Genomic DNA, 20,423 nt, shown 5'->3' on the forward strand with positions numbered 1-20,423 from the left:
AATTATGTTCACTTATTCCAAGAAGTCCCGGCGTCGTATGCATGCAATTCCCGCAGCCATTGCCCTGCTAGTGGTTACCCTTTTCTGGCTCTTTACCGATGCCAGTAAAGCTCAGGCAGAAACCCTGTTCTCGTCTGCAGAACTGGCTAACTGGTCGGTTGACTGCGACGACTGCCGCCTGGAGGCCCAGTACGATGTGATGGCCGGTGATGTGGTGCGTCTCGAAAGCCGTGAGCATCTGGCGTTACAACGCAGCGTTAAAGAGCAGCCAACACAGCCGCAATTAAGCTGGCGCTGGAGTGTCGACCGCTCTGTCGACAGTGGTCCGCTGGTAAGGGTTTCGGTTTATCTGCAGGATACCGATGACTGGCCGGAGCGCATTATCCATTACGTCTGGGACAACAGCCGCGAAGCCGGAAGCCATGAAGCTTTATCGGATTTTGAATACCTGATTGTTGCCACAGGCCTTGGCAGCAAAGCTGAGAGATGGGAAGAAGTCAGCGCCGATCTGAGTGCCGACTGGCAGAAACTTTATAACGAACCGCTGCCACCGCTGGAGCAGCTGGAAGTGGCACTGGGTATGCCGGAGCAGGATATTGTTGCCGGTGCTTTTATCGAAAAAATCAGTCTGACATCCGCTCAGCCAGCGCCGCAACCGCAGCCGGCAATTGCGATAAATGAGTAATTTCCTGATCGGGCTGAACCTCTGCTTCTGCCCAGGCCGCATCGCTTAAATTCACCCAGATCGTTTTTATCCCCAAACGCGCCGCCGCCACAATATCCTGTTCCTGATGATCACCGATATGAATGCACTCCTGTGCACTCACGCCGGCATGCTGCAGTGCCGCCTGAAATAAATCCGGCTGCGGTTTCGGTGCCCCCAGCTGCTCGGCGCTGAAATGCGCACGGAACAAAGTGTTAATACCAATTAATTCAAGATCGGCGTTGCCGTTGGTCAGCGCGATTAACGGATACTCAGCCGCCAGCTGTTGCAATGCCTCTGCGGCACCATCAAACAGCGTGACCTCACTGCGCGCGCGGTAAAACACCTGAAAGGCTTCAGCTGCGAGTGCCGCTGCGCGTTCACGTTCCACACCGCTTTGCATAAATACCCGGCGCAGCACTTCTTCGCGCAGTTTGGAAACCTGAAAACGCAGCTGCGGATAGCACTCAGCAATCTGATTGCGGTACTCGCGCAGCGCTTCAAGGCTGTAGAAAGAGGCCGCCTGCGGGCAGTGTTCACTGATCCAGGCATGGGTTTTACGCTCGGCCGCGACAATCACCGGGTCGGTTTCCCACAGGGTATTGTCGAGGTCGAGGGTCAGCAGACGTAATGCCAAACTCAGGCCACCGGAATCTGTGGCAGACGCAGGGCGAGAATGTCGGCGATATAGTCGAGGAACAGGGTGTCCATCGAGCTGCGGTAGTAACCCGGATCGGCACTGGCAATGGTCAGTACACCGTTATTGCCCTGACCACGGATCTGCGCCGCGGCCACAGAACGGGAGTCGGTGGTATCCAGACCCAACAGACGGGCAATATCTTCAGCACCCAGCTGACCGCAAAGGGCACGATGGCCTTTGAATAAGCGATGAATATTACGCTGGGTGTCGGCATTACGGATCGCCACCAGCGGTGCATCAAGATTACGCTCGGTAAAGTGCAGCAATGCCCAGGCATCCACGCCAAAATCTTTGCGCAGGGAATCATCCAGTGCCGCCTGCACCGCCAGCCAGTTTTCTGCTTCCACCAGCGCCAGCACCAGACGACGGCTTTTCTCAAACAGCTGGTCATTACGGCGGGCGTTTTCCAGCAGATCAGACAGACGCTGACGCAGCTCTACGTTGCGCTGGCGGTGTACCGACAACTGGCGTTCAACCAGACTGGTGGCCGCGCCGGCATTGTGCGGTACACGCAGATCGGCCAGTAAGTCGTCTTTGCCGATAAAAAAGTCCGGGTGGTCCTGCAGGTACTGCACGACATCGGCATCGGTTAAGCGGGGTTGCTGGCTCATTCCTGTCCTTCCTAAATATTGATCCGGCCTTCGAAGACCGTCACCGCCGGGCCAGTCATGCGTACACTCGACTGACCATCCCATTCTATAAACAAATCACCGCCGGGCAATGACACGGTAACACCGGGCTTCAGCCAGCCACGCAGCTGACCGGACACCACAGCCGCACAGGCACCGGTGCCACAGGCGAGAGTTTCGCCCGCACCGCGTTCATACACGCGCAGGCGGATATGGTGCTCGTCCACCACCTGCATAAAGCCGACATTCACTTTGCGCGGGAACAAACGGTGCGGTTCGATCAGTGGTCCCCACTGCTCAACCGGCGCCGTGTCGATATCCTCAACACGCAGTACCGCATGCGGGTTGCCCATAGAAACGGCACCCAGCGCCACCTCACCAATGCCTTCGATATTCACCTGATATTCAGGTGCAAAGCCATCGGCGATAAACGGAATCTGCGCCGGTTCGAGTACCGGCTTGCCCATATCGACCACCACCTGACGATCGTCGGTCAGGTGCAGCTCCATAATGCCACTGGCGGTTTCAACGCGGATATCACGCTTGCCGGTCAGGTGCTGATCGTAAACAAAACGGGCGAAACAGCGCGCGCCGTTGCCACAGTTTTCTACTTCGCTGCCATCGGCGTTAAAAATACGGTAGCGGAAATCCACATCCGGCTTACTAGGCTGTTCAACGATCAGCAGCTGATCGAAGCCGATACCGAAATTCCGGTCTGCCAGTTCACGCACCCGGTCCGGACGGATATGACCACTCTGAGTGACCAGATCGATCACCATAAAGTCATTTCCCAGACCGTGCATTTTGCTGAACTTTAACCACATAGTTGTATTCGCTCAGTTGGCCGGCAGAACAGATTCACCAGCATAGAGGCTGGCAATGGTTTCGCGCTCTCGCACCACATGGGCCTGAGTACCATCGACCATAATCTCGGCGGCGCGGCCACGGGTGTTGTAGTTGGACGCCATAACAAAACCATAAGCACCGGCCGACATGACCGCCAGCAGATCGCCTTCGCTCAGTGCCAGCTCGCGGTTCTTACCGAGGAAGTCACCGGTTTCACACACCGGGCCCACCAGATCGTAAGTACGCAGCGGCGCATCGCTGTTCTCGACCACAGGTTTGATGTCCTGCCAGGCGCTGTACAGTGCCGGACGGATCAGGTCGTTCATCGCACCGTCAATGATGGCAAAGTTTTTGTGGTCGTTCAGCTTCAGGTATTCCACACGGGTAAGGAATACACCGGCATTGGCCGCCACAGAACGGCCCGGCTCAAAAATCAGTTTAAAGCGACGCTCGCCCAGACGGGCTTTAACCGCGGCGATATATTCTTCGGCACTGGCTGGCGTTTCATCGCGGTACTGCACGCCCAGACCACCACCCAGATCGAGGTGCTCGATGGTGATGCCCTGCTCTGCCAGCGTGTCGATCAGCACCAGCAGACGATCCAGCGCATCGAGGAATGGGCGGATCTCGGTCAGCTGACTGCCGATATGGCAATCCACACCTTTCACTTCAAGGCCCGGCAGGCTCGCCGCTTTGGCGTACACGCGCGGCGCATCGTTGATATCGACGCCGAACTTGTTGTCTTTCAGACCGGTAGAAATATAAGGGTGGGTCTGGGCATCGACATCCGGGTTAACGCGCAGGGAAACGTGCGCCACCTGACCGCGCTCGGTGGCTACCGCACTCAGACGCTCCAGCTCGGCTTCGGACTCGACGTTAAAGCAGTAAACGCCCACTTCCAGCGCACGCGCCATTTCATGAGCCTGTTTGCCCACACCGGAGAACACCACTTTTTTCGGGTCTCCGCCTGCCGCCAGCACACGCTCCAGTTCGCCCAGACTGACGATATCGAAACCGGCACCCTGTTGCGCCAGTACGTTCAGTACTGCCAGGTTGGAGTTGGCTTTAACGGCGTAGCACACCAGATGCGGCCATTCGCCCAGAGCTTTGGTGTACGCGTTGAAATGTTGTTCCAGAGCGGTACGGGAATACACGTACAGCGGTGTACCGTGCTGGCTGGCCAGTGCGGCAAGAGAAACCTGTTCGGCGTGCAGCACGCCATTCTGATAGGTAAACATCGGCATGGTGAGAATTACTTTTCCATAGAATCTGCGGTGGCAGGAGCATCCTCCGGCAGATACAGCGGGCCTTTTTGTCCACAGGCAGACAGTCCGGCTGCCAGCAGCAGGGACAGTAAGATGAAAACAACAGGGCATGCACGCATCATCGGGAATCTCCGGAATTTGGCGGCATTATACGGGGATTCACGCAGACTGTCGCGGCTGCAGACAGCGGATAAAACTCAGGAACCGGTATCGGCCAGCGCCTGATTCAGGCGGTTTTCGAGGCGTTGTTTTACCTGCAGATGCTCAATAATGCTCAGGCTGTCAGGCAACACCACATCGCTCAGGCAAAGAGGATAGGCTTCATGACTGCTGCGCAGACGACGCACCTCCGCCGCCACCTCGCGGTAGAGATCACCACCAAATTGCCAGGCACTGTACTCCAGATTATTGCAGTACAGGGTGGGCTGCTGTTGTGCATCCAGCACCGCACGCAGGTCGATGCTGGCACTCTGCTCCGCCAGCTCCGGCAAGCGCCGGCGCACCATCTCAAACTCATAGCTCTGTGGTTTACGGCGCAATTCAAACAGCATCAGTTTGCGCGGCTGGGTACGCCCGCTCTGCTGCTGCCAGCGCTGATCAAGCTGACGCAGAAAACGCACCAACGGCAATAACCACTGGCTGCTGTTGCCCGTGTCCGGCCATTGCTGATGCAGCAGTGCGCCTTTTTCGTCGAGAAAATAAAAGAACAAGCGCCCGTCTTTACGCCAGTAAAACAGCTGCCATAAACCACTGCGGCTTTGCTCAAAGATCAGCCGCAACGGGCTGGAATGCAGCGCCGCGCGGTCGAGGATATAGGGCGTAAAATGCGTCAGTGGCCGCTGCAGCAGCGCCAGCAGTTTCATCGGGGAATCAGCAATGCGCAGCTGTACACCCTCGCGGCTGTTTTCCAGCAGGTAGTAAGTTTCGGCGGCTTCAATCAGATAAGGCGAGCGCGGCTGTTCGCTGAAATGATTGAGCACATCATCCAGCAGTTGCTCGACACGGATGCGAATGGCACTGGAGCGGGTGGCGCAGTGGCACTGAATATTCATCGCCGGCCAGCCAAACTGTTTCACCTGCGGCAGGTACTGCAGCATATGCTGCAGACACTGCAGCATGGCGGCATCGCCGCTGAAGCGTTCCACCAGCCATTCGCCCCAGCTGTTAATGCTGACCAGATCGATGGTCAGAATCAGGTTTTCACGCGCGGCACTGTAGCCCAGCGCATCGTCGCGGTTACTGATTTTCTGCATACCGCGGCGGCTCAGCTGATGCTGCGGATCGACACCGACGTTAACCATTAAATGCCATTGCAGCGGCCGCGCCGGGTGACGGAAATCTTCGGCCTGCGGCTGGTAAGGCTGCAGCGAACGGATCACCTGCAGCACTTCTTTCAGCTCGTAGGTACTGAGCGGGTTGTACTGCGGATAGAGCGCAATCCGCGTATGGCTCTGCAGCAGCTCATTAAAGCGTGCGAAACACAGCAGCTCGACCAGACTGGGCGATTGTTTCAGCACCTGCTCACGATCAGGTGCAGCACCGGGATCAGCCTCGTTACGGCGGAACTGACCGGGAATTAATTGCCAGACATTCTTACGCAGATTCAGCGACAGTTTCTCCTGCCCCAGCGACGGACTGATGCCGGGATTAATGCTGATTATTTTTCCCGGCCGGGTATCGAAGGCAGCGTATAAGCGGTTACCCAGCACCTGCAGATCACCTTTGCTGATATGCAGGCGCGGCGCGTATTTCTGACTGAAGCCGGCCAGAAAGCGATAGCTGCTGAGCATCTCGCTGATCAGCGCATTACGCTCGCGGGCAATGCGCACCGGCGACCATTGCGGGCGCTGATCCAGTTCGTAAAAATCGTGCTCGCTCCAGCCCCAGCCGGCGCACAGTTTGCGCATCACTCCGGCACGCCAGCTGTTCTGCTGGGCGCTGCTCAGCTCCGACATCGGGAGTCTGGCTTTGTAATAAAACGCGCGCCGTGCCAGCTGAATACGCACATCGCTGCCTTCGCTCTGCAGCTGTGCAGTCAGGCGGGTCAGCATCAGCAGGTAGGCATCGTTACTTTCGACATCCACCAGCCCCTGATGCACCTGATCTTTCAGGTCCCAGCACAGTGGGCGGATACGCGGATACTGGCTGGCATAGTGGCGGGTCAGCAGCAGTTTAAGCAGCGATTTATAAGGGTCACTCAACCCCTTGTTCAGCTGCCATAAACCGGCACCGACAAACTCGGCTGGGGGAATGCTGGGGATGGCACCAAAATCCAGCCAGTGGTCAGCATGCACACGATGATGATGGACCAGCCCCTGCCAGAAAGCCTCGGCATTACGCTCTTCTTCATTGGGAATAATCCACCAGCGCGGCTGGCAACCGGCTAACCACAACGCACTGCGGTAAAACTCATCCAGCAACAGCAGGTGCTGGGTACTGCCGCAATCTTCGCCCTGCGCCGACTGACTCTGGCCACGGCGGAAATCGCTCAGATTCATCAGGAAAAAATGCAGCTCAACGTTCTGGCTTTCTGCCCAGCGCTCAATCAGTTCACACTTTTTTCCCAGCGCACTCAGCTGGCCGTTATTCAGGCTCTCGTCGTAGCACAGCCACACATCCAGATCACTGGAGCGCGCCTGCGCCAGCGAGCCGACACTGCCCATTAAATACAAACCGGTGATCTGGCGGTTGCTGAACCCGCGTGGCGGCTGCACGCCACGGGCAATGCTCTGCAGACTCTGCAATTGCTGCGCGCTGGCGTTGTAATGGGCGATGCCACAGGGCACCTGATGGTCAATGAAACCGGGAAGTTGCTGGTGATTAAGATGCAGCAGCAGTGGCAGCACATCGAGCACGATCTGCTGGCGGCTGGTCATCAGGCTGCGGGTACACTCAAGCCGCGCTTTATTGAGTTGCAGAAACGCGCTGTGCCACTGGTGAACCTGCTGCTGAGAGATCGGACTGGTGATGGCTGGTGTCATCCCCAGAGTATAGATGGCATTTCAGGCCGGGGACGTTTGCGGGCGGACAGAACGCCCTGAACAGGGCAGAAAAAGAAGGGAAATCCCGTCAGCGCAGAAAGCAGAACCGACGGGATTAAGCCGATATAAACCGGCGCTTATTTCATCAGGGCGCGTACATAGTTCGGCAGCGCAAAAGCGGCAACGTGTACGTCGGCATTGTAGAAACGGGTTTCAAAACCGGCAGCGGCAACGCGTTCAGCAATCTGCTCAACGCTCTGCTTACGCAGAGCTTCATTGTCGGTCGCCCAGGCCAGAGACATCACACCACCAATGTAGGTGGGTACTGGCGCCACGTAGAAGCTGGCATCGCTGTACAGCTTGCTCAGACGCTGGAAAGTATTGGTGACTTCCTGACCCTGCATAAAGGGAACACCGTTCTGCGCCACCATAATGCCGCCGGCGTTCAGGCAGGTTTTTTCGTCTTTGTAGAAATCGGAGGTGAACAGCACTTCGCCCGGACCGATAGGGTCGGTGGAGTCGGAGATGATAACGTCAAAGGTATCCTGGCACTGGGCCACAAACTCTTTGCCATCGGCAATCACGATATTGGCGCGCGGGTCGTCGAAGGCACCATTGGAATGCTTGGGGAAATACTCTTTGCACATGTCGATCACGCTGCCGTCGATCTCCACCTGAGTCACGTGTTCAACGTTCTTGTGACGCAGCACTTCACGCAGAATGCCGCCATCACCGCCGCCGATAATCAGCACACGCTTGGGTGCCGGATGGGCAAACAGCGGCACGTGTACCATCATTTCGTGGTAAATAAATTCATCACGCTCGGTGGTCTGCACCACACCATCCAGCAGCATTACCCGGCCCATAAACGGCGTATCAATAATCTGCAGATGCTGGTGCTCGGTTTTCACCTCAAATAACACTTCGCTGACGGAGAAGGACTGGGCATAGCCGTCGTACAGACTTTCAGAAACAACGTTTTTTGCAGACATGGGGATTCCTGTAATGCAGAGCTTAAGTTCGGGCGGGATTATAACGGAATGATGTGCCGGAGTCAGACCGCAGAATGAACGTCAGTGCTTGACGGCAAGTTTGGCAGGAACGAAAGAAGGTGGTCAGGAAGCCGCGCTTCCTGACCACTGTTCACAGCAAAAGCGCGTTATGCGTCTTTGCTGACCACTTCCATCAGATCAACATTCTGGAAGCCACGCGGCAGTTTATTACCACGACGGCCACGCTCACCCAGGTAGTGCTCCAGATCGGCGAACTTCAGTTTCAGATGACGCTTACCGGCATACACCAGCAGCGTGTCTTCCTGACTGAAGGCTACCGCGCCGACCATCAGCTCTTCGCGCGCCGCGGCTTTGGCGCTGTTGATGCTGATCATCTTGTTGCCCTTACCGCGCGCCATCTGTGGCAGATCGGCGGCCGGGAACACCAGCATACGGCCTTCATTGCTGACCGCCGCAATCCAGGATTTCTCCGGATCGCTGATCTTCGCTGGCGCCAGAATGCGGGCGTTATCCGGCACGGTAATCAGATTTTTACCGGCTTTGTTTTTGCTCTGCATATCGGCAATGGTGCCGACGAAACCGTAACCGGCATCGGTGCTGAGCAGATACTGTTCTTCGTCTTTGCCCATCAGGGTGCAGATAAAGCTGCTGCCCGCCGGCGGATTGAGCTTACCGGTCAGAGGCTCGCCCTGCCCCCGCGCCGATGGCAGGGTATGCGCCTGCAGGCTGTAAGAGCGACCGCTGCTATCGAGGAAAATCGCATTCTGATTCGACTTACCTTTGGCGCTGACCAGGAAGCTGTCACCGGCTTTATAGCTCAGGTTTTCAGCATCCACGTCATGGCCCTTGGCGGCACGTACCCAACCTTTCTGCGACAGCACAACCGTCACAGCTTCGGCCGATACCAGCTCGGTTTCGCTGAAGGCGCGGGCTTCACCACGAACCACCACCGGCGAGCGGCGTTCGTCGCCGTATTGTTCGGCATCGGCACTGATTTCTTTCTTGATCAGGGTTTTCAGACGACGCTCAGAGCCGAGGGTTTTTTCCAGATAATCGCGCTCTTTTTCCAGCTCATCCTGTTCACCGCGAATTTTCATTTCTTCCAGTTTGGCTAAATGACGCAGTTTTAATTCGAGGATGGCTTCGGCCTGAATATCGGAAATGCCAAAACGCTGCATCAGCACCGCTTTCGGTTCTTCTTCACGACGAATGATTTCGATCACTTCATCGATATTGAGGAAAGCGACCAGTAAACCTTCGAGGATATGCAGACGCGCCAGTACTTTGTCGAGGCGGAACTGCAGGCGGCGACGTACGGTTTCGGTACGGTAGCTGAGCCACTCGCTCAGCATCAGCTTCAGGTTTTTCACCTGTGGGCGACCGTCCAGACCAATCACGTTCATGTTAACGCGGTAGTTCTTTTCCAGATCGGTGGTGGCAAACAGGTGCGCCATCACCGCATCGGTATCGACCCGGTTCGACTTGGGCACAATCACCAGGCGGGTCGGGTTTTCGTGATCCGACTCATCGCGCAGATCGGTGACCAGAGGCAGTTTTTTCGCCTGCATCTGGGCGGCAATCTGCTCCAGAATCTTGGCACCGGAGACCTGATGCGGCAGTGCGGTAATAACGATATCGCCATCTTCAATGGTATAAACCGCGCGCATTTTTACGCTGCCACGGCCATCGCGGTACAGCTTACGCAGATCTTCACGCGGCGTGATGATTTCTGCCTCAGTCGGGAAATCCGGTGCGGTTACATGTTCGCACAGGGCTTCGATGCTGGCATCCGGATCATCCAGCAGGTGAATACAGGCGCTGGCCACTTCGCGGATATTGTGCGGCGGAATATCCGTCGCCATACCCACGGCAATACCGGTGGTGCCGTTAAGCAGAATATTCGGCAGACGCGCAGGCAGCGTGCAGGGCTCGTCCATAGTGCCGTCGAAGTTCGGCTGCCACTCCACCGTACCCTGACCCAGCTCGCTGAGCAGCACTTCGGCGTAAGGCGCCAGTTTGGCTTCGGTATAACGCATGGCAGCGAAGGATTTCGGATCGTCCGGCGCACCCCAGTTACCCTGACCATCGACCAGCGGGTAGCGGTAAGAGAACGGCTGTGCCATCAGCACCATGGCTTCATAACAGGCGCTGTCGCCGTGCGGGTGGTATTTACCCAGCACGTCACCCACGGTACGGGCCGACTTCTTATATTTGGCGGTATGCTTTAACCCCAGCTCGCTCATGGCGTAGACGATGCGGCGCTGCACCGGCTTGAGGCCATCACCAACGTGCGGCAGCGCACGGTCGAGGATGACGTACATGGAGTAGTTGAGGTAAGCGTTTTCGGTGTATTGCTTCAGCGACTGGCGCTCGACACCATCATCGGTGTAACTGATCTGATCCGTCATAAGTCCTGCAGGGCTGAGTTCTGATGGAATGAATGCCGCCGATTGTGACCGACCCGGCGACAGAGAACAATCTGTGCGGCAGTTCAGCGAAGAATATTCTAAAAATTAGAACGATACCGGCTTATTTTTGTGATTTTCATTCCAACCGGCAGAAATATACTAACCTCCGACAATCAACGATCTGAACAGCAGCTAAGGAGTTCATGATGGCCAGCCTGATCAATGGTGAAACAAAAGACCTCGACGGCTTCAGCGTTACCCGGATTCTGCCCAGTGCGGTGAAGAAAATGGTCGGGCCCTTTATCTTCCTCGATCATATGGGGCCGGCGCTGTTCAAACCGGGTGAAGGGGTGAATGTACGCCCGCATCCGCATATCGGCCTGTCGACCCTGAGTTACCTGTTCAGCGGCAGCATGCTGCACCGCGACAGCCTGGGCAATGTGCAGGAAATCTTTCCCGGCGAAGTAAACTGGATGACCGCCGGTCGCGGCATTGTGCACTCAGAACGCGAAACGCTGGAGGTACGCTCGCGTGAGCACGAGCTGAATGGTCTGCAGTTCTGGCTGGCACTGCCTCCGGAAAAAGCCGAAATCGAGCCATCATTCCAGCATGTGAAAAAAGAGCAGCTGCCGCATTATTATCTGGAAAAAACCATCATGCGTCTGATTGCCGGGGAAGCCTACGGCATGACCTCGCCGGTACGCACTCACTCGCCGATGTTTTTTATCGATATTATCAGCGCCGCCGGTGAGCAGATTGCACTGCCGCACCCGAACTACGAAAGCGCGGTTTATATTCAGAGCGGCTCGCTGAATATCAGCGGCCAGAGTTTTAATGCCGGTGATTTTATTCTGCTCGACGGCGATGAAAGCATTCAGGTCGAAAGCCACAGCCGTTTTGTGCTGCTCGGTGGCGAGCGCTATGAACAGGTGCCTTATATCCGCTGGAATTTTGTTGCCTACAGCCGCGAGCGCATCGCTCAGGCCGAAGCCGACTGGCAGGCGCAGCGTTTTGCTAAAGTACCCGGGGATGAGCGTGAATATACGCCGTTGCCGGGTAAGAAATAACGCAGAAGAATTGCGCGAGAAAGTAATAAGAAATCCCGGCGTTGGCCGGGATTTTTTATTGCATCAGCCTTCGCTGCACAATCCCTGCATGCGGATCTTATTGGTCCAGTGCAGAAAACCGTGGCTGGTTGAATACTGAGTGGTTACCGCGCTCAGGCGGCCGTTACACTGAGCCATCAACTGCTGTTTTGCCTGATCGACATAGTCAGTATCAAAGACAAATCCCAGCACAACGGTCTGTTCAGTTTCAGCCGTTACCACGCTGCGCTTTTCTGCAGCAGGCACATCATCAAAGTCGCTGACGTGCTGCATATGAACCGAATGGGTACATCCGGTCAGCAGCATCAGTGGCAGTAATATACGGATTTTCATTCCTGCTTACCCCTTGTGGCAGTAGCCAGTGGCAACCACTTCGCGGATTACAACCGGGATAAATACCGTGTGCTGAAACTTGGTCAGAATGCCTTCTACCTTACCGCCGGCACACTGGCTTTTCAGATCCAGAATGGCTTCATCAACGAAGTCGTTGCTGAAGGCAATACCAAGGAAAGTCCAGCTGCTGGAAGTCGCGCTGATTTCGTTGCTGCGCTCGGCCGGTACCTGGGTCAGGGAAACAGAGTTGAGGCTGACACAACCAGTCAGGGCCGTCATCAATACCGCCAGGGTGATAAAACGTTTAAACATATTCTTTATTTCCTTATTTCTCAGCGGATGCAGTAAGCATCAACACCTACGATTTCACCCGACACCGGGCCTGCTGTTTTTGCTTCACGAATAGCGCGGATACCGGTCAGGCGGCCACTCGGGCATTCCACCAGCAGATATTCCTGCAGTCGCTGTGCATAGGCATCGTCGAATACCGGGTTACCGGTACGCGGGCCCATATTAATCAGCGCCAGAATATCGCGCAGTTGTTTAAAGTTTTCAGCTGTTCTGCCGCGACTGGCAACGCGGCCAATTTCGGCGGCGGCCGTTGCATCAAAACCGGTTTCACTCAACCGTACGGAAACGGGTACTAATTCACCCTGAGACTGATCAATACTGCCGATCTGAACATGATCCAGACGCGCGCAGCCAGCCGTCAGGGCAAGCACCAGTAGTGCTGTCCAACGCATATTTGCTCCTTAAGTAAATGGCAATGAACTATTGCCGGCGCGGATTATAAAGAGAAAAAACTATGATGACGAAAAATTTCAGATATTTTGTCGCTGTTAAAATCAGTCAGGCTGAACAGCCTCTGTGCAATAGCGCTGATAAAATTCTTCACCGTCCATTGGCATGGCATAGTAATAGCCCTGAACCCATTCACAGCCAAGACGATGCAGCGTTCCTTCCTGCTCTTTGGTTTCCACACCTTCGGCGACAACAATAAGTCCCAGACTTTTAGCCATAAGCACAATAGCGCGGGCAATTTCGTAATCGTTGATATCGTCGTTGATATCGCGCACAAACGACTGGTCTATTTTTAATACAGTTACCGGCATGGATTTAATTTTGCTCAATGAGGAATAGCCGGTACCGAAATCGTCGATGGCAAAATCAACACCCATCGCCCGTAATTCACTGATTTGTTGCGACACTTCGGTCGTGCCGGACATCATCAGGCTTTCGGTGACTTCCAGCTCCAGCCAGCGCGGATCAAAATCCAGATGCTGAAGAATGTCGGCTACGGTAGATGCAAAGCTGGAGTTAATCTGAATCGGCGATACATTGACCGATATTTTTTCCAGCTTTAGTCCCTGCTGACGCCAGAACAAAAACTGCTGACAGGCCGAGCGTAATACCCAATAACCCAGCTCCACGATCATGCCACTGGTTTCGGCCAGAGGAATAAAATCATGGGGTGAAATAAGCCCGCGAACCGGGTGCGGCCAGCGCAACAGGGCTTCTACCCTTTTCGGAATGCTGTCACCTACGCGGAACTGTGGCTGGTAATAAAGAGTAAAGCTGTGCTGTTCCAGCGCCGAGCGTAAATCCTGCTCCAGTGACATGCGCGAGTGAATACTGTCGGTCAGCTCACGCTGATAATAACAGCTGCGGTTACGTCCCAGCTCTTTGGCTTTATGCAAAGCAGCATCCGCATTGCGGATCAGCTCATCCACACTGTTACCGTGCTGCGGATAAATACTGATACCGGCACTGGCAAACACACTGAGCAGATGACCCTGCAGGCTGTATGGCCGGGAGATAACCTGCAGCAACCGGTCACACTTTTCCTGTATACGCTCTTCGTCATCAATCCGGCTGAGTATCACAACAAACTCATCACCACCCAGGCGCGCACAGATATCGGAATCACGGACATTGTTATGCAGGCGATGGGCAACGTCTTTCAGCAGCAGGTCACCGATATCGTGACCTATGGTGTCGTTAATATCTTTAAAGCGGTCGAGGTCGAGGAAAATAACCGCCAGTAACTCTCCGCCGCGGCGTGCCATATTCAGTGCATATTCGAGTTTTTTATTCAGCGACAGACGATTCGGTAAACCGGTTAATACATCATGGTGGGCGATATGCTCCAGATTCTGCTGGGCTTTTTTCAGTTCGGTAATATCACGGCTCAGACCAAACACACCAATACAGCGTCCGCGTTTGTCATAAATAGGGGTTTTCTGGGTTTCCAGCAGCATCACACTGCCATCCACGCTATGTACCCACTCTTCATTGACATTCATATGTTTCCGGGCGACCGCTTCTTTATCTTTGGCACGGAAGAACTCGGCAGTTTCCTGATCGAATACATCAAAGTCTGTATAACCAACCGGATTTTTTCCCATCAGATTCACAAACTGTTTATTGCAGAAAACATAAACGCCATTGCGGTCTTTATAAAAAATAATGTCCGGAATCGAGTCGAGGATATTTTTGATCAGTTCAGTGCGTTCATCCAGTTGCTGATCACTGAACTTCCGCCGGCGGATTTCCGACCAGATAAATAATCCGATTGAGGTAAAGAATACCGTTACCGACAACAGCAATAAAAAGAGATTACGATAGCTCTGCCAGAAGCCGGGGGGCTGGTTCATAAATATGGTTTTTTGCGGAAAATCGTCCGCTTCAAAGCCCATGCTTATCGCCTGTTCTGCATCCACCAGAGTCAGAATTTCCGGATGCCAGTCGATTATAATACGATCCGGATTTTCTCCATCCAGAATACGCAGAGCCATAGCCGCTGCCCGTTCAGTGCTCAGTTGTAAGTCTGTTACCACACCACCTAACAGACCATCACCGATACCGGAGGGAGATAATGACCAGAGCGGTGAACCTGAATGAGCACTCAGAAACCGATTGGACTTGTGCAGCGGTTTGATGGCTTTTTCAACATCCTGATAAGCCGATAACAGCAATAAAGGCTCGCCATCCAGTCCGGCCAGCTCATCGGCCAGCTGCTGCCAGCTCAGTGTCGCCAGTGAGTGCACTACCAGTTTTTGCTTCAGACTGTCTGCCGCCTGTTGCAGCTGCAATAACCGCTGGCCACTGCGTGGCAGACCATCGTTAATAACATGCAGCTGCTCAAAGCCCGGGTAGAGATAGCGCATCAGCGCCATAAACTCATAGACAGGCAGAGCATCATAAATACCGGTAAACCCACCCAGATTCTGGGCGTTACGGATCAGCTGACTGTCATTAACACCAAGAAACACCACCGGCACCTGGCCGAGAACCTCCCGCCCTGCCGTAACCAGCAGCTTTAATGCGCCATCACCGGCAGCAACCACCAGATCATAACGTTCCCCCTGCTGTTGCTTGGCCCGTAAAAGCTGCGCATAGGCATGGAGATAAGCATCGCCGGCCTGCAGGTCTAAGTCCATATATTCGACATGCAGGGTGATATCGTTATGCGGGTTGTTATTCAGCTCACGCCGCATTGTGCTGACGATGTTATCAGCGGCAGGAAATACAGGCTCGTACGACAGCAGCAACAGAACCTGAGCAGTCCGGGCAGAAGGGACAGCGGCATCTGCCGCCGCAGCAATGGCAGGAAACAGAAGCAGCATAAACAACAGCAGATGCCGGCAGATCATCATTGTCTTGCCCCCTCTGTTAACCAATGCCTGAGACCCGGGACATCATTGTCCGCAGTGTCGGCGTCAGGCGATTTCGGCTTCGTTGCCGCGCTGTTCCAGCCAGCTCTTACGGTCACCCGCACGCTTTTTGGCCAGTAACATATCCATCATTTCGTTGGTGCCATCACCCGGCTCCAGACCCAGTTGCACCAGTCGACGGGTGTTCGGGTCCATCGTGGTTTCGCGCAGCTGCAGCGGGTTCATTTCACCCAGACCTTTAAAGCGCTGTACGTTCACTTTACCGCGTTTGTTTTCCGCTTTGATACGTTCCAGTACGCCCTGTTTCTCTCCTTCATCAAGGGCGTAGTAAACGTCTTTACCAATATCGATACGATACAACGGCGGCATAGCGACATACACATGCCCTTCCGCCACCAGTTTGCGGAAGTGGCGGACAAACAGCGCACACAACAGAGTAGCAATATGCAGGCCGTCGGAGTCGGCATCGGCGAGAATACAGATCTTGCCATAACGCAGGCCGGATAAATCATCCGAGCCCGGATCAATGCCCAGTGCGACGGCAATATCGTGCACCTCCTGCGACGCCAGAATCTCGTTGGAGTCTACTTCCCAGGTGTTCAGGATTTTACCGCGCAGCGGCATGATGGCCTGAAACTCACGGTCGCGGGCCTGTTTGGCCGAACCGCCGGCCGAGTCCCCTTCCACCAGAAAGAGTTCGGTACGCTCGCCGTCCTGACCGGTACAGTCGGCCAGTTTGCCGGGCAGCGCCGGGCCCTGGGTGATCTTCTTACGGGCGACGGTCTTGGATTTACGCAGACGGGTCTGAGCGCTGTAAATTGCCATTTCCGCCAGCTGTTCCGCTTCGCCGGTATGCTCGTTCAGCCACAGCGCGAAAGCGTCTTTCACCACGCCGGAGATAAAGGCCGATGCCTCACGCGACGACAGACGCTCTTTGGTCTGGCCGGCAAACTGCGGATCTGCCAGTTTGGCTGACAGCACATAAGAGCAGCGTTCCCACAGATCGTCCGGAGTCAGTTTGATACCGCGTGGCAGCAAGTTACGGAATTCACAGAACTCACGCAGCGCATCCAGCAGACCGGAACGGAAACCATTCACGTGGGTGCCGCCCTGAGCGGTGGGAATCAGGTTGACGTAACTTTCCTGCAGCAGCTCGCCGCCTTCCGGCTGCCAGTGCACCGCCCAGTCAACGCCTTCGGTGGTGCCGGTCATAGAGCCGACAAAAGGCTCGGCCGGCAGCACTTCATAACCGGTGCTGTGAACTTTCAGATAATCTTTCAGGCCGTCTTCGTAATACCACTCGGCACTGTCTTCGGCATTTGGCGCGTTGAATTTAATACGCAGGCCCGGACACAAAACCGCTTTGGCGCGCAGCACGTGTTTTAACCGTGGCACCGAAAAACGCGGGGAATCGAAATACTTAGGGTCAGGCAGGAAACGGACGCTGGTGCCGGTCTTTTTCTTCGCACAGGTTTCCACCACCTGCAGGTCGAGGGCTTTGTAGCCATCTTTGAAGCCGATGCGGTGTACCTGGCCATCGCGCCAGATAGTAACTTCCAGCACCTGCGACAAGGCATTAACCACCGACACACCCACACCGTGCAGACCGCCGGAGAACTGATAGTTGTCATTGGAGAACTTACCACCGGCATGCAGCTGGCTGAGAATCAGCTCAACCCCGGAGACGCCATGCTCAGGGTGAATATCGGTTGGCATACCACGGCCGTCATCGAGAACGGTCATTGAACCGTCGCCGTGCAGCGTGACTTCAATCATCGATGCATGGCCGGCCAGCGCCTCATCCACCGAGTTATCAATCACTTCCTGTGCCAGGTGGTTAGGACGGGTGGTATCGGTGTACATGCCCGGACGTTTGCGTACCGGGTCCAGGCCGCTTAAAACCTCAATCGACGACGCTGTATATTGCTTAGACATTCAAACCTCTGGCTGCCAGCGGAAATCCATAATCAACGGCGGAGTATAACGGGAAGGCAGTGGGAAGTCAGAGGGGCACTTCTAATAATTCAGCAATGAAAACGGGCGGCAAAAGCCAGCAGCATCGGCATGCGTTCAATAAAGTGCTCAAAACTGTGGTTGCCACCGCCTTCCAGCCAGGCCGGGCTGTTGCGGTAGAGCTCTGCCGCCAGACGGTAGTCGAGGGTTTCGTCGCCGGTCTGCAACAGCAGTAACAGTCGCTCAGGGTGCTGAATCTGCGCACAATCGAGCGCCCGCAACTGCCCGATATGCTCATGGGTCAGCTCATGCACCTCGCCGCTGTAGTAATGGGTGTTTGGCCCCAGATAGTGTTCAAACAGATCGAACGGCCGTACTGCCGGATTCACCAGCACCGCCGGTACACCTTCGGTTTCGGCCAGATGGGTAGCGTAAAACCCGCCCAGTGAACTGCCGATGATATACACCTGAGAAAAACGCTGCTGCAGCCGCTTAAGCTCAGCGCGGGCAACCTCAATGGCATCCGCCGGAGCAAACGGCAGGTCGGGTACAGACAGTTGTTGCGCAGTCAGGTGGGTCTCATAAAAGCGCACTAACTGCTGCGCTTTCAGGGATTGCGGGGAACTGAGAAAGCCGTGCAGATACAGACAGCCAATAGCGGAAGAATACAATCAGTAGCCTTTTACCGAGTAATCGATTTCAAATTCAATGCCCTCAACACGGCTGACGCCGGTATCGATTGAGCCATCGGCATGCAGATCCAGCCAGCGGTAACCGGGCGCCAGAGTATCCACCGAGAACTCTTCGGACTGCGGCGTAAACTGTACGCAGGTTGAAGGCGTCGACATATAACGCACGCCATCAATCATCTGGTCGCTTTCCTGATGCACATGCCCCCAGAGCACACAGCGCACATTGCTGTGACGGCGGATAACGGCCAGCACCTCATCGGCATTTTTTACACCGATGCGGTCAATCCAGCGGCTGCCCATCGGCAACGGGTGATGATGAAAGCTGACCAGAGAATGCAGATCGGGACGTTCGCTCAGGGCGCGCTCAAGCAGTTCGAGCTGATCTGGCGCGAGACGGCCATGCACCGACCCTTCAACCTGTGAGTTCAGCAGAATCAGCTGCCAGTGCTTGTTGCGCACGATGCGCTGCAGGTGTTCTGTGTCTTCGGCGACTTCCTGCATGCTGGCCGGCACATCATGGTTGCCTTCAAACCAGAAGACCGGGCAGCCGAAGGGTTGCAGGGCATTATGCAGATGCTGATAAGCACGCACACTGCCGTCCTGCGCCAGATCGCCGGTGACGATGATGGTATCGATATCGGGACGTTCCTGACGCACGATATCAAGCACACAGTGCATGCTGTGCAGGGTTTTCATACCGAGCAGATGACCCTCTTCGGGGCCATTCAGATGGGTATCGGTAATCTGTACCAGCCGCAGCGTATCTTCCGTATCCAGTGAATACAAACTGCACCCCTGTCCCTAGTTGTTTTTGTCAGTTTCCAACTTTATCGGCAAATGAGCAAATCAACAGGAACGAAGTTCACAATTAATTGTCACCTGACAGGAAATACACGGTCAGGAAGCACGACAGGTTGAATGGTCTGACCGTATTTTAAGCAGTGATCAAGCCATTCCGCCAGAAAACGATTCAATTGTACTTTTTCGTCCGGCATACGCATTGCCGGGTTAGGGTAAGTATAGCGGCCATCGAAGCGCTGCTGATTCTGATAACTGAGCACCTCAGCCATACTGGCATCGTGATACAGCCGCACCTGCATCGACAGTGGCTGTAACCATTCAGGGCTGATGCCTTCCTGCATTACCGACACCATGGTGGTGTAACGGTGATCTTCATCCACACACAGCCGAACCCGCGCACTGTGGCGGTCATTACTGAGCTGGAAAACGCGTTCTTCCCCGACTTCTGCACCTGTCAGAAGCTTGAGCAAGCGCAGGTAGTTGGCTTCACACAGTGCCGCCATTTCCTGCAGATCGGGAACATAACGCTGGCGTTTTTTAAGCAATCACTTTCTCCTTTCCTCTGCCCATCTTCTGAACCTTTGTTCAAGCTCAGCGCAGCCTAGCGAATCCGTTCAGGCGCCGCCAGTATCAGAATAAATGAGGCTAACACGGCGCCTGACTATTACTTTTTCTGCAACAGCTGCTGATGATGTATATGCAGCCACTGCAGGGCAATGATGGTCGCAGCGTTATTAATACGGCCGCTTTCCACCGCCGCATAAGCTTCAGCAGTGCTCATTTCAGCCAGACGGATATCTTCATTTTCATCCGCCAGACCATGCACACCACCGACGCCTTCACTGTCGATCAGCGCGCAATACAGCTGCACCCGCTCACTGGTGCCACCCGGCGAAACCCAGTAATTACAGATGGGTAACAGCTCGTTAAAGCTGCAGCCGGCCTCTTCTTCTGTTTCACGCTGCGCCACCTCAGCATAGCTCTCACCCGGCTCGACCATACCGGCGACCAGTTCCAGCAGCCACGGCGAGTGCTCATCGGCCAGCGCACCAATACGGAACTGTTCCGTCAGCACCACACAATCACGTTGTGGATCAAACAGCAGCACACAGACAGCTTCGCCACGCTCGAACAGTTCACGCTCAAAATAACCGCTCCAGCCGCCGGCAAACATGCGGTGACGCAGGCGGATTTTCTCAATGCGGAAAAATCCTTTGAAGGCCACGTCACGCGCTGCAATCTCAACGTCGTCGCGGCCATACTGCAATGGCTTTTGCGCCATACTTGACCTACCTATATTACTGAATAAGAATATTGCC

The 20,423-nt window shown here is 55.0% G+C and carries 19 protein-coding genes; 2 read left to right on the top strand and 17 right to left on the bottom strand.

Annotated elements, in window-relative coordinates; all coding sequences use genetic code 11:
- Positions 1–4 precede the first annotated feature (4 nt).
- A complete protein-coding gene (locus HUF19_RS17175; protein ID WP_260997738.1) occupies positions 5–685 on the top strand; it encodes a DUF3047 domain-containing protein in 681 nt (226 codons plus the stop codon).
- Here the strand turns inward: HUF19_RS17175 and HUF19_RS17180 are convergent.
- From HUF19_RS17180 to parC, 8 genes are all read right to left on the bottom strand, one after another.
- On the bottom strand, positions 624–1,340 hold the full coding sequence (locus tag HUF19_RS17180) for an HAD family hydrolase (RefSeq protein WP_260997739.1): 717 nt from the start codon (positions 1,338–1,340) through the stop codon (positions 624–626). The two genes, HUF19_RS17175 and HUF19_RS17180, sit on opposite strands and share 62 nt — an antisense overlap.
- Positions 1,341–1,342: 2 nt before the next feature.
- Positions 1,343–2,014 (bottom strand): DUF484 family protein, encoded by a 672-nt coding sequence (locus tag HUF19_RS17185; protein ID WP_260997740.1) that lies wholly within the window; start codon positions 2,012–2,014, stop codon positions 1,343–1,345.
- An 11-nt stretch (positions 2,015–2,025) separates the two neighbouring features.
- Positions 2,026–2,856, bottom strand: coding sequence for a diaminopimelate epimerase (gene dapF, locus HUF19_RS17190; protein WP_225691132.1), 831 nt, complete (start codon positions 2,854–2,856; stop codon positions 2,026–2,028).
- Positions 2,857–2,868: 12 nt separating this feature from the next.
- Positions 2,869–4,122, bottom strand: coding sequence for a diaminopimelate decarboxylase (gene lysA / locus HUF19_RS17195; protein WP_145467762.1), 1,254 nt, complete (start codon positions 4,120–4,122; stop codon positions 2,869–2,871).
- Between the two features lie 8 nt (positions 4,123–4,130).
- The gene (gene lptM / locus HUF19_RS17200) at positions 4,131–4,262 is read right to left on the bottom strand and encodes an LPS translocon maturation chaperone LptM (RefSeq protein ID WP_260999518.1); all 132 of its coding nucleotides are present in this window, start codon (positions 4,260–4,262) and stop codon (positions 4,131–4,133) included.
- 78 nt (positions 4,263–4,340) lie between these two features.
- On the bottom strand, positions 4,341–7,124 hold the full coding sequence (locus HUF19_RS17205) for a class I adenylate cyclase (protein ID WP_260997741.1): 2,784 nt from the start codon (positions 7,122–7,124) through the stop codon (positions 4,341–4,343).
- A 137-nt stretch (positions 7,125–7,261) separates the two neighbouring features.
- Positions 7,262–8,116 carry a polyamine aminopropyltransferase gene (speE, locus tag HUF19_RS17210; RefSeq protein WP_260997742.1) on the bottom strand — a complete coding sequence of 285 codons (855 nt, stop codon included), beginning with the start codon at positions 8,114–8,116 and terminating at the stop codon, positions 7,262–7,264.
- A gap of 167 nt (positions 8,117–8,283) precedes the next feature.
- Positions 8,284–10,545 (bottom strand): DNA topoisomerase IV subunit A, encoded by a 2,262-nt coding sequence (gene parC, locus HUF19_RS17215; RefSeq protein WP_260997743.1) that lies wholly within the window; start codon positions 10,543–10,545, stop codon positions 8,284–8,286.
- Between the two features lie 203 nt (positions 10,546–10,748).
- On the opposite strand from parC, the gene HUF19_RS17220 reads away from it, so the two are divergent.
- The gene (locus HUF19_RS17220) at positions 10,749–11,612 is read left to right on the top strand and encodes a pirin family protein (protein ID WP_260997744.1); all 864 of its coding nucleotides are present in this window, start codon (positions 10,749–10,751) and stop codon (positions 11,610–11,612) included.
- A 63-nt stretch (positions 11,613–11,675) separates the two neighbouring features.
- Here HUF19_RS17220 and HUF19_RS17225 read toward each other — a convergent pair whose 3' ends face one another.
- The 9 genes from HUF19_RS17225 to nudF form a co-directional block, all read right to left on the bottom strand.
- Complete coding sequence (locus HUF19_RS17225; protein WP_260997745.1) at positions 11,676–11,984, bottom strand: hypothetical protein; 309 nt, start codon at positions 11,982–11,984, stop codon at positions 11,676–11,678.
- A gap of 6 nt (positions 11,985–11,990) precedes the next feature.
- The gene (locus tag HUF19_RS17230; RefSeq protein WP_145467749.1) at positions 11,991–12,296 is read right to left on the bottom strand and encodes a hypothetical protein; all 306 of its coding nucleotides are present in this window, start codon (positions 12,294–12,296) and stop codon (positions 11,991–11,993) included.
- A 20-nt stretch (positions 12,297–12,316) separates the two neighbouring features.
- Positions 12,317–12,727: a hypothetical protein gene (locus HUF19_RS17235; RefSeq protein WP_230331040.1), complete on the bottom strand. Its 411-nt coding sequence runs from the start codon at positions 12,725–12,727 to the stop codon at positions 12,317–12,319.
- A 102-nt stretch (positions 12,728–12,829) separates the two neighbouring features.
- A complete protein-coding gene (locus HUF19_RS17240; RefSeq protein ID WP_260997746.1) occupies positions 12,830–15,640 on the bottom strand; it encodes an EAL domain-containing protein in 2,811 nt (936 codons plus the stop codon).
- 63 nt (positions 15,641–15,703) lie between these two features.
- Positions 15,704–17,593, bottom strand: coding sequence for a DNA topoisomerase IV subunit B (parE, locus tag HUF19_RS17245; RefSeq protein WP_260997747.1), 1,890 nt, complete (start codon positions 17,591–17,593; stop codon positions 15,704–15,706).
- 89 nt (positions 17,594–17,682) lie between these two features.
- On the bottom strand, positions 17,683–18,282 hold the full coding sequence (locus HUF19_RS17250) for a YqiA/YcfP family alpha/beta fold hydrolase (RefSeq protein WP_260997748.1): 600 nt from the start codon (positions 18,280–18,282) through the stop codon (positions 17,683–17,685).
- Positions 18,283–19,089 carry a 3',5'-cyclic-AMP phosphodiesterase gene (cpdA, locus tag HUF19_RS17255; protein WP_260997749.1) on the bottom strand — a complete coding sequence of 269 codons (807 nt, stop codon included), beginning with the start codon at positions 19,087–19,089 and terminating at the stop codon, positions 18,283–18,285.
- 89 nt (positions 19,090–19,178) lie between these two features.
- Complete coding sequence (locus HUF19_RS17260; RefSeq protein WP_260997750.1) at positions 19,179–19,649, bottom strand: DUF1249 domain-containing protein; 471 nt, start codon at positions 19,647–19,649, stop codon at positions 19,179–19,181.
- A 119-nt stretch (positions 19,650–19,768) separates the two neighbouring features.
- Positions 19,769–20,386, bottom strand: a complete 618-nt coding sequence (nudF, locus tag HUF19_RS17265) for an ADP-ribose diphosphatase (RefSeq protein ID WP_230331035.1) — start codon at positions 20,384–20,386, stop codon at positions 19,769–19,771.
- Between the last annotated feature and the right edge of the window lie 37 nt (positions 20,387–20,423).

Source organism: Thalassolituus hydrocarboniclasticus (assembly GCF_025345565.1).
GTDB lineage: Bacteria > Pseudomonadota > Gammaproteobacteria > Pseudomonadales > Oceanobacteraceae > Venatoribacter > Venatoribacter hydrocarboniclasticus.

Coding starts and splice junctions, on each gene's coding strand:
- parE (WP_260997747.1), bottom strand. CDS start 17,593: ATGTCTAAGCAATATACAGCGTCGTCGATTGAGGTTTTAAGCGGCCTG.
- HUF19_RS17225 (WP_260997745.1), bottom strand. CDS start 11,984: ATGAAAATCCGTATATTACTGCCACTGATGCTGCTGACCGGATGTACC.
- speE (WP_260997742.1), bottom strand. CDS start 8,116: ATGTCTGCAAAAAACGTTGTTTCTGAAAGTCTGTACGACGGCTATGCC.
- HUF19_RS17175 (WP_260997738.1), top strand. CDS start 5: ATGTTCACTTATTCCAAGAAGTCCCGGCGTCGTATGCATGCAATTCCC.
- HUF19_RS17230 (WP_145467749.1), bottom strand. CDS start 12,296: ATGTTTAAACGTTTTATCACCCTGGCGGTATTGATGACGGCCCTGACT.
- lptM (WP_260999518.1), bottom strand. CDS start 4,262: ATGCGTGCATGCCCTGTTGTTTTCATCTTACTGTCCCTGCTGCTGGCA.
- lysA (WP_145467762.1), bottom strand. CDS start 4,122: ATGCCGATGTTTACCTATCAGAATGGCGTGCTGCACGCCGAACAGGTT.
- HUF19_RS17235 (WP_230331040.1), bottom strand. CDS start 12,727: ATGCGTTGGACAGCACTACTGGTGCTTGCCCTGACGGCTGGCTGCGCG.
- parC (WP_260997743.1), bottom strand. CDS start 10,545: ATGACGGATCAGATCAGTTACACCGATGATGGTGTCGAGCGCCAGTCG.
- HUF19_RS17185 (WP_260997740.1), bottom strand. CDS start 2,014: ATGAGCCAGCAACCCCGCTTAACCGATGCCGATGTCGTGCAGTACCTG.
- HUF19_RS17220 (WP_260997744.1), top strand. CDS start 10,749: ATGATGGCCAGCCTGATCAATGGTGAAACAAAAGACCTCGACGGCTTC.
- HUF19_RS17240 (WP_260997746.1), bottom strand. CDS start 15,640: ATGATGATCTGCCGGCATCTGCTGTTGTTTATGCTGCTTCTGTTTCCT.
- nudF (WP_230331035.1), bottom strand. CDS start 20,386: ATGGCGCAAAAGCCATTGCAGTATGGCCGCGACGACGTTGAGATTGCA.
- dapF (WP_225691132.1), bottom strand. CDS start 2,856: ATGTGGTTAAAGTTCAGCAAAATGCACGGTCTGGGAAATGACTTTATG.
- HUF19_RS17205 (WP_260997741.1), bottom strand. CDS start 7,124: ATGACACCAGCCATCACCAGTCCGATCTCTCAGCAGCAGGTTCACCAG.